Annotated in this window: 12 protein-coding genes and 1 pseudogene (1 of these 13 cut by a window edge); 9 read left to right on the top strand and 4 right to left on the bottom strand. The window is 64.4% G+C overall.

The window, feature by feature from the left end; translation table 11 throughout:
- Positions 1-114: 114 nt before the first annotated feature.
- A complete protein-coding gene (locus XH83_RS04610; RefSeq protein ID WP_194405882.1) occupies positions 115-657 on the bottom strand; it encodes a methylated-DNA--[protein]-cysteine S-methyltransferase in 543 nt (180 codons plus the stop codon).
- Positions 658-794: 137 nt separating this feature from the next.
- On the opposite strand from XH83_RS04610, the gene XH83_RS04605 reads away from it, so the two are divergent.
- The gene (locus XH83_RS04605) at positions 795-1613 is read left to right on the top strand and encodes an alpha/beta fold hydrolase (protein ID WP_194405881.1); all 819 of its coding nucleotides are present in this window, start codon (positions 795-797) and stop codon (positions 1611-1613) included.
- A 2-nt stretch (positions 1614-1615) separates the two neighbouring features.
- Positions 1616-2428: an alpha/beta fold hydrolase gene (locus tag XH83_RS04600; protein ID WP_194405880.1), complete on the top strand. Its 813-nt coding sequence runs from the start codon at positions 1616-1618 to the stop codon at positions 2426-2428.
- Between the two features lie 67 nt (positions 2429-2495).
- Here the strand turns inward: XH83_RS04600 and XH83_RS04595 are convergent, their stop codons facing one another.
- Complete coding sequence (locus tag XH83_RS04595) at positions 2496-2951, bottom strand: carboxymuconolactone decarboxylase family protein (protein ID WP_194405879.1); 456 nt, start codon at positions 2949-2951, stop codon at positions 2496-2498.
- A 99-nt stretch (positions 2952-3050) separates the two neighbouring features.
- Between XH83_RS04595 and XH83_RS04590 the strand changes: the two genes are divergently transcribed.
- The 4 genes from XH83_RS04590 to XH83_RS04575 all read left to right on the top strand — a co-directional run bounded on the left by XH83_RS04590 (position 3051) and on the right by XH83_RS04575 (position 7126).
- Positions 3051-3908, top strand: a complete 858-nt coding sequence (locus XH83_RS04590) for a sigma-70 family RNA polymerase sigma factor (RefSeq protein ID WP_194405878.1) — start codon at positions 3051-3053, stop codon at positions 3906-3908.
- Between the two features lie 183 nt (positions 3909-4091).
- The gene (locus XH83_RS04585; RefSeq protein WP_194405877.1) at positions 4092-4766 is read left to right on the top strand and encodes a GntR family transcriptional regulator; all 675 of its coding nucleotides are present in this window, start codon (positions 4092-4094) and stop codon (positions 4764-4766) included.
- An 83-nt stretch (positions 4767-4849) separates the two neighbouring features.
- Positions 4850-5650 (top strand): phytanoyl-CoA dioxygenase family protein, encoded by an 801-nt coding sequence (locus tag XH83_RS04580; protein ID WP_063197681.1) that lies wholly within the window; start codon positions 4850-4852, stop codon positions 5648-5650.
- A 162-nt stretch (positions 5651-5812) separates the two neighbouring features.
- The gene (locus XH83_RS04575; protein ID WP_194405876.1) at positions 5813-7126 is read left to right on the top strand and encodes an NAD(P)H-dependent oxidoreductase; all 1314 of its coding nucleotides are present in this window, start codon (positions 5813-5815) and stop codon (positions 7124-7126) included.
- A 127-nt stretch (positions 7127-7253) separates the two neighbouring features.
- Here XH83_RS04575 and XH83_RS04570 read toward each other — a convergent pair whose 3' ends face one another.
- A complete protein-coding gene (locus XH83_RS04570) occupies positions 7254-8339 on the bottom strand; it encodes an SDR family oxidoreductase (protein WP_194405875.1) in 1086 nt (361 codons plus the stop codon).
- Positions 8340-8622: 283 nt separating this feature from the next.
- Between XH83_RS04570 and XH83_RS04565 the strand changes: the two genes are divergently transcribed.
- Together XH83_RS04565 and XH83_RS04560 are read left to right on the top strand one after the other, a co-directional pair.
- Positions 8623-9714 (top strand): TRAP transporter substrate-binding protein, encoded by a 1092-nt coding sequence (locus tag XH83_RS04565; RefSeq protein ID WP_194405874.1) that lies wholly within the window; start codon positions 8623-8625, stop codon positions 9712-9714.
- A gap of 315 nt (positions 9715-10029) precedes the next feature.
- Positions 10030-11121: a TRAP transporter substrate-binding protein gene (locus XH83_RS04560; RefSeq protein WP_194405873.1), complete on the top strand. Its 1092-nt coding sequence runs from the start codon at positions 10030-10032 to the stop codon at positions 11119-11121.
- 236 nt (positions 11122-11357) lie between these two features.
- Here XH83_RS04560 and XH83_RS04555 read toward each other — a convergent pair whose 3' ends face one another.
- Positions 11358-11954 carry a hypothetical protein gene (locus XH83_RS04555; RefSeq protein WP_194405872.1) on the bottom strand — a complete coding sequence of 199 codons (597 nt, stop codon included), beginning with the start codon at positions 11952-11954 and terminating at the stop codon, positions 11358-11360.
- A 113-nt stretch (positions 11955-12067) separates the two neighbouring features.
- On the opposite strand from XH83_RS04555, the pseudogene XH83_RS40350 reads away from it, so the two are divergent.
- Positions 12068-12261, top strand: a pseudogene (locus XH83_RS40350) (DUF2199 domain-containing protein) (its annotated part continues 237 nt past the right edge of the window); the annotation flags it as partial.

The following is a 12261-nucleotide window of genomic DNA, read 5'->3' as shown; positions in this document are numbered from 1 at the left end:
GCGCGGAGCAGTGCACCGCAGAGCCGGGACCCATCTCGCCAAGATGCTGGCCCCCGGCTCAGCAGTGCAGCACTTCGTGCCGTACTGCTGAGCCGGGGCACGACACCTTGAACCTCAATCGAACAGACTCGGCGTGTGGTTCACCAGCGCGCCTTCGATCTCGAGCATCTTCAGCTTCGTCACCACGCCGCCATTCGCCGAGAAGCCGCCGGGCTTGTTGCCGGCCGCGAGCACCCGGTGGCAGGGCACCACGATCGGGCATGGGTTGCGGCCGAGCGCCTGGCCGACATCACGCGACAGCTGCACGCCGCCGAGCTGCTTGGCGATGTCGCCATAGGTGATGGTCTTGCCTGGCGGAATGGCGCGGGCGATCTCGTAGACGCCGCGATTGAACTCGGGCACACCGTCGAGATCGAGCTCGATATCGGTGAGGTCGTCCGGCTCGCCCGCGAGCAGCTTGACGATGCGGTCGATCGCCTCTCGCACCTCCGCGGTCGGCTCGGTCTCGACGGCGTCAGCGTGGCGCTGGCTGATGCGGGTGCGGATCTTCTGCTCGCCACCCATGGGCAATTGCGTGCCGTTGATGCCGCGCGGGCCCCAGGCGACGGCGCAGAGGCCGATCCTGGTGTCGAACAGGGCAAAATGCTGGTCGGTCATGGCTTGGTTCCTGAGCTAGCGTCCTTGTCGCATGCCCCCATTGTGTGCTGAGCCACAATCTAGGCTTGGAAATAGTTGCGATCCACCCGGTTTCCGGGAATCTTGCACAGCAGTTCCGCCTGCCTCGCGAGTCCCGAATGCAAAGCCTCCACGTCAACGGTTACGACATGCCCTATCTCGACGCGGGCGAAGACCGAGGCCGGCCGCCGCTGGTCTGCGTGCACGGCTCGCTCAACGACTTCCGCGTCTGGGGTTGCGTGCTCGGGCCGCTGACGCAGCAGCGTCGCGTGATCGCCGTCAGCCTGCGGCATTTCTTTCCGGAACGCTGGGACGGCATGGGCGACACCTATTCGATCGCCCAGCATGTCCAGGACGTCATCACCTTCATCGAGACGCTCGACCTCGGGCCCGTCGACCTGATGGGCCATTCCCGCGGCGGACACATCTGCTTCCGCGTCGCGCAAGCCCGCCCTGATCTGTTGCGCCGGCTCGTCCTGGCGGAGCCCGGCGGCGAGCTCGATGCGAGCCTCGATCCCGATTACGTCGGCGGCCCCTCGCCGCTGCTGGCGCGCTTCACGGCGTCGGCCGAGAAGATCGCCGCCGGTGATGTCGATGGCGGCCTTGCCGTCTTCGTCGACACGCTGGAAGGCGCCGGCACCTGGCCGCGGCTGCCGGCCATGGTGAAGCAGAATTTGCGCGACAATGCTTACACCCTGATCGGCCAGGTCCGCGACAATCGCCCGCCTTTCTCCAGGGCGGATGCGGAATCGATCAAGATGCCGACGCTGTTCATCCTGGGCGCGCGGACCAAGGGCCTCTTGCCAAAGGTGCTGCATGCGCTCGCAGCGCATGTGCCCTATTCCAAGACCGCGATCATCCCGAACGCGACGCATCCGATGTTCGAACAGGCGCCGCAGAAATACTCTGAAATCGTCCTCGATTTTCTGGCGAGCTGATCATGCAGTCATTCCGAGTCAACGACTACGACATGGCCTATCTCGAGGTTGGAAGCGGCCCGCCGCTGGTCTGCGTGCACGGCACACTCGGCGATTTCCGCACCTGGTATTCGGTGCTCGGGCCATTGTCGAAGGCCCATCGGGTGATCTCGGTCAGCCTGCGGCACTTCTTTCCCGAGCATTGGGGCGCCGTCGGCGACGACTACAAGATGGCGCAGCACGTTGCCGATGTGATCGCGTTCATCGAGCAGGTGAGGCCTACACCCGTGGATCTGATGGGCCATTCGCGCGGCGGCCACATCGCCTTCCGCGTGGCGCAGGCACGGCCTGATCTCTTGCGGAAACTGGTGCTGGCCGAGCCGGGCGGCGATCTCGATGCCAGCCTGCCGCTGCCCGAAGGCACGCCCGCACATCCGCCGCTCGCGGCGCGCACCGCGCGCTCGGTCGAAATGATCCGCGCCGGCGACCTCGAAGGCGCACTGCAGAATTTCTATGAGGGCATCGAGGGTGACGGTTCATGGCGCCGCGTGCCGGCCGCCGCCAAGCAGCAGCTGCGCGACAACGCCCTGACCTTCCTCGGCCAGATCAACGAGCAGCGCCGGCCCTACACGCTGAACGATGCGCAGGCGATCCGGACGCCGACGCTGCTGATCGGCGGCGGGGCCACCACCGGCAGCCTGTCGGTGATGTGGCGCGTGCTTGCCGAGCATATCGCGGGAGCTGAGACGGCGGTTATTCCCAACGCCGGCCACTGGATGTTCGAGCAGGACCCGCTGGGGTTCGGCGAGGTCGTGAACGGGTTCTTGGCGGCGTAGCTTGTAAGGGGGTCGGCGCCAGCGGCCGGCCTCTCCCCGCAAGCGGGGAGAGGCGAAGAAAGAAAACCTATACCTTCCACACGCCGACCGGCATCTTGATCGCTGCGTTCAGCCGGTTCCAGACATTGATGGTGGCGATCGAGAGGATCAGCGTTGCGAGCTCGCGTTCGTCGAAATGCTTGTCGGCCTCGCTCCAGACCGCATCCGGCACCGGATCCTCGCGATCGGCAAGACGCGTGACGGCCTCCGCCAGCGCCAGCGCGGCGCGCTCGGCATCGGTGAAATAGGGCGCATCGCGCCAGGCGGACACAGCGAACAGGCGCTCGTCGGTCTCACCCAGCTTGCGGGCGATCCTGGGATGCATGTCGACACAGACGCTGCAACCGTTGATCTGGCTGGCGCGCAGGTGCACCAGTTCCAGAAGCTTTTCCGGCAGGCCCTGCTTGGTGAGATTGCCGAGGGACTGCAAGACATTCATGGCTTCGGGAAGGACCATCACGGGGTGATTCATGCGGGCGTGCATCTTTTTCGTCTCCATCGCTCGAATTTCGAAGGTTCCGGTCACATTGGCCGGATTGGCTTCGTCATGTGCATGACGGATCGCGACGAGGGAATGTGACCGATGACTGAAGAAAATCTTCTCACTGAGCAATTCGAGGCCAGCAGGGACCATCTGCGCGCGGTGGCCTACCGGATGCTCGGCTCCCGCGCCGAGGTCGACGATGCCGTGCAGGAGGCCTGGCTGCGCGTCAGCCGCTACGACATGTCTGATATCGCGAACCTCCGCGGCTGGCTCACCACCGTGGTCGCGCGCATCTGCCTCGACATGCTGCGCGCGCGGAAATCGCGCAAGGAAGAGCCGATGGGCTCGGATGTGCCGGAGCCGGCCGACGAGGGGCCGCTGCGCGAGGCCGAGATGGCTGACTCCGTCGGTGCGGCGCTGCTCGTCGTGCTGGAGACACTGCAGCCTGCGGAGCGGCTCGCCTTCGTGCTGCACGACATGTTCGCCGTGCCCTTCGAGGAGATCGCGCCGATTGTCGGCCGATCGGTCGACGCATCGCGGCAGCTCGCCAGCCGGGCGCGGCGACGCGTGCAGGGCGCGCCGGTGCCCGAAACGGACCAGTCGCGCCAGCGCGCAATCGTCGATGCCTTCCTCAAGGCGTCGCGCGAGGGCAATTTCGAGGGGCTGCTGGCCGCGCTCGATCCCGACGTCGTCTTCCGCGCCGACCAGGCCGCGGTGCGGCTCGGCACGCTGGCCGAGATCCGCGGCGCGAACGCGGTGGCGCAGCTCTACAAGGGCCGTGCCCAGGCTGCACGAACGGCGTTGGTCGATGGCAAGATCGGAGTGGCCGTCATCCTCGGCGGACGGCTGCGCATCGCGCTGCGCGTGATGTTCAGGGACGACCGTATCGTTGGGATCGAGGCGTTGGCCGACCCGGAGCAGGTCGCCGCACTGGACGTGGAGGTGCTCGAGGGGTGAGGCTGGCGCAATTTTGCGAAAACAACCCCATGCACAGTAGACTGACCTAGGAATATCAATGACTTACACGAACAGGCGAGAAGTCATTCGGTCACCCTCCGATACCGCTTGACCGCCCCACCTCACGAAGCGTAGCTTCGAATACGGAATTCCGTATTCCCATTGGCTGTCGGAGCTACCGGCGTGATCCCCCTCGACCCGCTTCCGAACCTGATCGACCAGGTCTATGCGCGCATCCTGGAGGCGATCTCCGACCGCACGCTGGAGCCCGGCCAGCGCATCCGGCAGAACGAGCTCGCCGACAGGCTCGGCGTGTCGCGCCAGCCGGTGTCGCACGCGCTGCATCTGCTGCATCGGCAAGGCCTCGTCGCCGAAAGCGGCAAGCGCGGCTTCGAAGTCACCCAGCTCGATCCCTCACGGATCCGCCAGCTCTACGAGGTGCGCGGGGCAATCGATGCGCTCGCCGCGCGGCTTGCGACGACGCGCGCGGGATACGACGCAACAGGCCGCGCGCGGTTGGAAGCGGCGCTGGCCGCCGGCGGCCGCATCGACCGCGCGACACCACTCGCCGAGCTCATCACGCTCGACGTCGATTTTCACCGCGCGATCTATCAGCTCGCCGGCAATCCCGTGATCGAGGAGACGATCGCGCCGCAATGGCCGCATATGCGCCGCTCGATGGCGACGGTGCTGTCGGAGCTCGACTATCGCGGCAGCGCCTGGGCGGAGCACGCGGAGATCGCCGGGCACATTCTCGCAGGCGATGCGAGCGCGGCCGAGCGCGCGGCGCTGGCGCATGCGCAGACGGCGGGGCGAATGACTGAGGAGAGATTGAGGACGACGGAGGCGGCGGCGTAGTCGCGCCGTCATTCCGGGCCCGTGCTTCGCACGCCCCGGAATGACAACAATAAGCAGAATGACAAAATCAAGGAGGACGACCCATGAAACTGTCGCAAGAGCAATTGGAGTTCTTCCACCGCGAGGGCTGGCTGTTCCTGCCCGAGCTGTTCGCCCAGGAGGAGGTCGATCTGCTCGCGCGCGAGGCGGTCGGCATCTACGACACCAACCGGCCGGAAGTCTGGCGCGAGAAGAGCGGCGCGCCGCGCACCGCGTTTGCCGCGCATCTCTATAACGAGGCGTTCGGCATCCTCGGCGCCCATCCGCGGATGATCGACCCGGTCGAGCAATTGTTCGGCGAGCCTGTCTACATGCACCAGTTCAAGATCAACGCGAAATCGGCCTTCACCGGCGACGTCTGGCAATGGCACCAGGATTACGGCACCTGGAAGCGCGACGACGGCATGCCGGAGCCGCGGGCGATGAACATCGCGATCTTCCTCGACGAGGTGATGCCGATCAACGGACCCCTGATGCTGGTGCCGCGCAGCCAGAACGCCGGCGATCTCGAGGCCTCGCACGACCTCGCCACCACCTCCTATCCGCTATGGACGCTGGACGAAGCAACGGTGACGCGGCTCGTCGCGCAGGGCGGCATCGTCGCGCCGACCGGCAAGCCCGGCGGCATGCTGATGTTCCACGGCAATCTCGTGCATGGCTCGGCAGGCAACATCACGCCCTATCCGCGCAAGATCGTGTACCTGACGCTGAATGCGGTCTCGAACTACATTCGCACCCCGACGCGACCGGACTACATCGCCCATCGCGATTTTGCGCCGATCAAGACGGTGGATGACGATGCGCTGGTGCGGCTTGCCCGTGCGCCGCGGCAGGCGGCGGAGTAGACAGGTCTCGTGCCCCGACGCAGCGCAGCGCTTCTTCAGCGGTGCGCTGCAGGGCCGGGGCCCATACTGTATCGATGATTTTCTCTCCAGGTCCCGGCTCAGCGGAGCGGCACTTCGCGCCGCACCGCGTCCGGGACACGATAGCTCCGCAGGACATCCCCCATGAATCTCTTCCGCCTCCTCCAGGCCCGCGCGTCCGCCGGCAAGCCTGTCCGTGTCGCATTGATCGGTGCGGGCAAATTCGGCTCGATGTTTCTGGCGCAGGTGCCGCATACGCCGGGGCTGGAGGTGCCGATCATCGTCGATCTCGACCGCGACCGCGCGCGCGAGGCGTGCCGCACCGTCGGCTGGAGTGCCGAGCTCATCGCGAAGACGGTCTTCACCGACGACGGCGCGCGGGCCATTGCCGGCGGCGCGATGGACGTGGTGGTGGAAGCGACCGGAAATCCCGCCGTTGGGATCCGCCACGCGCGCGCCGCGATCGCCGCGGGCAAGCACATCGTGATGGTGAATGTCGAAGCCGACGTGCTGGCAGGTCCGCTGCTCGCCGAGGAAGCACGCAAGGCCGGCGTGGTCTATTCGCTCGCCTATGGCGACCAGCCGGCGCTGACGGCCGAGATGGTCGACTGGGCACGCGCGACCGGTTTTCGCGTGGTCGCCGCCGGCAAGGGCACGAAATATCTGCCGGCCTATCACGACGTGACGCCTGACGGCGTCTGGCATCATTACGGCCTGACCGCAGGCGAAGCGCAGTCGGCCGGCATGAATCCGCAGATGTTCAACTCGTTTCTCGACGGCACCAAATCGGCCATCGAGATGGCTGCCATCGCCAATGCCTGCACGCTCGACGTGCCCGCCGACGGGCTGCTGTTTCCGCCCTGCGGCGTCGACGATCTGCCGCATATCATGCGGCCGCGTTCGCGCGGCGGCGTGCTGGACCGGCCCGGCGTGGTCGAGGTCGTCTCCTCGCTCGAGCGCGACGGCCGGCCGGTATTCCGCGACCTGCGCTGGGGCGTCTATGTGGTGCTGGAGGCGCCGAACGATTATGCCGCCGACTGCTTCCGGCAATATGGCCTGAAGACCGATGCCAGCGGACGCTATGCGGCGATGTACAAGCCCTATCATCTGATCGGGCTCGAGCTGAACATCTCGGTGTTGTCGGCGGCACTGCGCGGCGAGCCGACCGGACAGGCGAGCGGCTTCCGCGGCGACGTCGCTGCGGTAGCCAAGCGCAATTTGCGCGCGGGCGAGATGCTGGACGGCGAAGGCGGCTACACGGTGTGGGGCAAGCTGGTACCGGCAGCCGCGAGCCTGAAGGCGGGCGCCCTGCCGATTGGCCTCGCCCACCGCGTGAAGCTGAAGCATGACGTGGCGCACGGCGCGGTGGTGCGCTGGAGCGATGTCGAGTTCGATCCCGGCAACGAGACGGTGAAGACGCGCAAGGCCATGGAGGCCGCGTTCGCGAAGGAGCAGTGAGACCTCCGCCGCGTCATGGCCCGGCCATCCACGCCTCCTTGCGGCGCAAAATACGGGAATGGCCCTGGACAAGCCCGGGCATGACGGCTTTTGCGGAGAGACAGTTGCGCCGCCATCACAACAAGCGTTACGGCAACAATCTCTCTTGCTTCGCTTGCCGAAACCACTTCCTGAACATGTCTTCCGTGTCCATCATCTCGGTGAAGCCAGCGCGGTTGATCTTCACGGTGGAGACGATCGAGGGCGGGCCGGATTCCGTGTGGCCGTAGCGCATGCTGTAGTCGGCGTACTGGAATGAGAGGCCGACGAAGTCAGCGAGACCGGGCGAGACGAGGTTGTGCCTGGCCCGCAGCTCGTCCCAAACGTCGATCCAGTTCGGATACTCCTTTGCAAGTGAGAGCGGCACCGGCTTGCCGGGCTTCATCTCCAGCGCGTCGGCCACGGCGGGCCAGATGTTTTCCCAGGTAAAGACATCGCCATTGGTGACGTTGAAGGCCTCGTTCCGCGCCGTCCCCGCTTCGCCCGACCAGGCGATCGCGCGGGCGAGGAGATCGACATCGACGGCCTGCCCCACACGCGGGGCGCCGCCGGGAAAATCCAGCGGCCGGCCCTGCTCGCGCAGCATCGCGGCGTAGACGCCGAGAGGCGGGATCAGATCCATCGCGCCGCCCATGGCGAGACCGACGATCAGGACGGGGCGCAAAATGCTCCAGTGCCAGGCCTTTCCCTTCTGGAGCTCGCGCAGGAAGTCTTCCTGGGCCCAATAGAAATTGGGCTGCTCATACATTTCGGAGCGGCCCTCGCGCGCCGGCACGGTCAGGGGGCGGACATGGACGCCGTATGCCTTGGTCCCCTGCAACAGGGCGACATGTTTGAGCCCGGGCGCCGCCGGCTCAAGCTCGCCCATCAGGTTGCGCAGCATCTGGTCGTTGATCTTGATCTGTTGCTCATCGCGCCAGCCATCGACGAGCTGCGGCGCTTCGTAGAGCGCGGCGTAGACCAGATGGGTGGCGCCCGCGAACTCGGCCGCCGCGCGGCGGCAATCCGCGGCACTGGTGAGGTCAATCGGGACGTGGCGGGCGCCATAGAGGTTGCGCGGTCTTCGCCGCGACAGCGCCACGATCTCGCAAGGCTCCGACGCGCCGAAGTGCCGCAAGGCGGCGTTGCCAACGAGACCGGTCGCACCGGCGACCACCACCTTCTTGCCCGTCATTGCGCGCTTCCTCTTTGATAATTGCGTCATGGTCTAGCAGGCTGCTGACGGTTCCGACTTGTGTCTGGCACGCTTCGCAGTCGCGAGATGCAGATCGCTTGATTATCGGGCAACGAACGGTCATCCTTGCTGACGGAACCGCAACGCTCGGATTCCAGCAACAAGAGCCCCTCAGGGCCATTCGGGAACGCCTAGACCATTTCAACAAAAGAACGTCGATCCTCGACGAAACGACATCAAGATCGCTTCTGCTCGACGCATCGACGCAATGGAAGGGATACGCATGAAACGTCGTGATTTTCTCAAGGTGACGGGCGCCAGCCTGGCCGCCAGCACCGCCGTCGCCGCGCCCGCGATCGCGCAAAGCTCCCCCGAGATCAAGTGGCGCTATGCCACGAGCTGGCCGAAGTCGCTCGATACGCTCTACGGCGGCTGTGAATATTTCTGCAAGCAAGTAGCCGCCATCACCGACAACAAGTTTCAGATTCAGCCGTTTGCAGCCGGCGAGATCGTCCCCGGCCTGCAGGTCCTGGATGCCGTATCAAACGGCACCGTCGAGATCGGCAACACCGCGCTTTATTACTATTGGGGCAAGAACCCCGCCTTCACCTTCGCCACCGCGCTGCCGTTCGGCTTGAACACGCGCCAGCAGATCTCCTGGCTGCTCTGGGGCGGCGGGCAAGAACTCGTCAACGACCTCCTCAAGGAATACAACGTCTACGGCATTCCGACCGGCTCGACCGGCGCCCAGATGGGCGGCTGGTTCAGAAAGGAGATCAAATCGATCGACGATCTCAAGGGCCTGAAGATGCGTATCGGCGGCTTTGCCGGCACCATTCTCGCCAAGCTCGGGTGCGTGCCGCAGCAGCTCGCCGGCGGCGACATCTACCCGGCGCTCGAGAAGGGCACGATCGACGCGGCCGAATGGGTCGGTCCCTACGACGATGAAAAGCTCGGTTTCGCGAAAGTGGCTAAGTACTACTATTATCCCGGCTGGTGGGAAGGCACGAGCCAGGGCCACAACATCATGAATATCGAAAAGTGGAATTCGCTGCCCAAGCACTATCAGGCGGCGATCGACGCGGCGTCTCGCGACACCTTCACCTGGATCACCGGAAAGTATGACGCAGTGAACGCTCCGGCCCTGAAGCGGCTCATTGTGGGTGGCGCCATTCTCAAGGCCTTCCCCCAGGAGGTGCTCGAAGCCTGCTACAACGCGTCTAACGAGATCTATGCCGACCTCTCCAAGACCAACCCGCATTTCGGCAAGATGCTCGCCAGCATGAATGCTTTCAAGAACGACTCGCTGCCCTGGACCCAGGTCGCCGAGCTCAGCTTCGACGGCTTCATGGCGCGGATGCGGGCCAAGACGTAAGGTCACCGCCTCCACGACTAAAGTCGGAGAAGCCCCGGGGATAGCTCCGGGGCTTCTTCCGTTGAGCGCAGCTCTCGTAGGCATCGGCGCTGATCGCCGCCTTCGCAACTGCGAGCGATGCCGCAACGCTTGCTTATCGCAAGACGACCCGCCATCCTCCCCGCCGGAGCCGCAACGCACGGAATCCACGAAGAAGCCCTCAAGGGCCGCCGCATACATTCCTATCGTCACAAAACAACGTCGATTATCGGCGAAGCCAAGACGACATCAAGATCGTTCCCTAAGTCGAGCAATCGGCACATTGGAGGGATACGCATGAAACGTCGTGATTTCCTGAAAGCAACGGGCGTCGGTCTCGCTGCGAGCACAGCGGTAGCCGCGCCGGCCGTTGCGCAATCGATGCCCGAAGTGAAATGGCGGTTGGCTGCAAGCTGGCCGAAATCGCTCGATACGCTCTATGGCGGCTGCGAATATTTCTGCAAGCGCGTTGCCGAGATCACCGACAATCGATTCCAGATCCAGCCCTTTGCGGCCGGTGAGCTCGTGCCGGGTCTGCAAGTGCTCGACGCCGTCTCGAACGGCACCGTCGAGATGGGCAATACGGCGCTCTATTATTATTGGGGCAAGAACCCGGCGTTCACCTTCGGCACGTCGCTGCCGTTCGGTCTCAATACGCGCCAACACATTTCCTGGCTTATATGGAACGGCGGCCAGGACATGCTCAACGATCTCCTGAAGGAGTACAATACGATCAGCGTGCCGACGGGCTCGACCGGTGCCCAGATGGGCGGCTGGTTTCGCAAGGAGATCAAGACCATCGACGATCTCAAAGGCCTGAAATTCCGTGTCGGCGGCTTCGCCGGCACCATCATCGCAAAACTCGGCGGCGTGCCGCAGCAGATCGCGGCCGGCGACATCTATCCCGCGCTGGAGAAGGGCACGATCGACGCGGCGGAGTGGGTCGGCCCTTATGATGACGAGAAGCTCGGCTTCGTGAAGGTCGCAAAGTACTATTATTATCCGGGCTGGTGGGAAGGCACCGGCCAGGGCCACAACCTCATGAATCTCGAAAAGTGGAACGCGCTGCCGAAGCACTATCAGGCGGCGATCTCCGCGGCCTCGCTCGACACCTTCACCTGGGTGACCGGCAAATACGACTCGGTCAACCCGCCGGCGCTGAAGCGACTCCTGGCGGCCGGCGCGACGCTCAAGCCGTTCCCGCAGGAGGTGCTCGAGGCCTGCTACGGCGCGGCCAACGAAATCTACGCCGATCTCGCCAAGAGCAATCCGCATTTCGGCAAGATGTATGCGAGCCTGACGGCATACCGCGCCGACTCGCTGGCCTGGATGCAAGTCGCCGAGCTCAGCTTCGACAGCTTCATGATGCGGATGCGGACACGGACATAACTGCAAGGCACAGCGAAGTCCAAAACGACGAAAGCCCCGGAGATGTCTCCGGGGCTTTTGCCATTGAACGGCTCACGCAGGGTCGGCAAAGGCGCGACAGCGCCGTGCCCACGTTCTTTCAACTTAGACAGACGCCCGGGCACGCTTCGCTTTGCTCACCCTACGAGACTGGGGATGACGAGAAACAGTTTCGTACGGGGGGCATGCGCGGCGCGAACAACGCACCACAAGTATCTTCAGTTTTCCTCGTCTCCGAGCGCGGCGACCAGCTTGTCGTAGTACTTGGCGACGAGATCGATATTGCCTTTGTTCTCGACCTGAGGCGCCGGCGTCTTCAGCGCTTCGTTGAGCTCGTCGAGCGCTTCCTTCTTGTCCTTGGCCGGCATCTTCTTGTCGGCCTGGACTTGCGCGATCTGAGCCTTGATCACGGCGTCGGTACCGACATATTTCTTGGTCGCGGGATCGAAGCCGCCGATCACCAGGCTGATATTGTCCACGACGTTGTTGTACTCGTCATAGCCGGCAAAGCCGTGCTTCTTGGCGACGTCGTCGAGTTGCGCGATCACCTTCTGGTCGGGCGCGGTGTTCTCGGGAAGTTTTTCTGTGATCGCGTCCATGTCCTTCTGCGCGGCGAGCACGCCGTCGAGCTGCTTGTCGGTCAACGCGACCTGCTTGAGGACCGGAGCTTGCGGCTGCGCGGGCGCGGTCTGCTGCGCCGGGGCCTGCTGCTGTTTGGCTTGCGCCAGCGCTGAGCCGGAGGAGGCAAGCGATGCTGCGGACATCAGGCACGCGACGCCGAACGCGATGAAAGCAGGACGAAGCAAGGCTGGCATGAAAGTCTCCTCCTGAAAGGGGGAAGGGTTGGCTTTGGTGGAAGGAAGCTAGGGGCCTCGGAATGAACTCCGCATGAACTCCGCCTGCTCCCCTAGCGACCGATCATGGCTGAATGATCACAACTCGGTGGGGAAGCGCGGCGACACCTTGTTCGGTCAAGCGAAGCGCCTCGTCTGATATCCTGCCTTCGATCGCGTCACGAAGCAGTGAGACCATGTTCCGATTCAAATGCGCCTGTTGCGATGAATGTCACGAGGGCATGCCGGGCTATTCAACCGACGCGCCGCTGTATTTCTATTCAATCCC

The sequence above is a fragment of the Bradyrhizobium sp. CCBAU 53351 genome, from assembly GCF_015291745.1.
In the GTDB taxonomy this organism is placed as follows: domain Bacteria; phylum Pseudomonadota; class Alphaproteobacteria; order Rhizobiales; family Xanthobacteraceae; genus Bradyrhizobium.
Note: the sequence above shows the minus strand (reverse complement) of the source record. Positions and strands in the feature narration are given on the sequence as shown.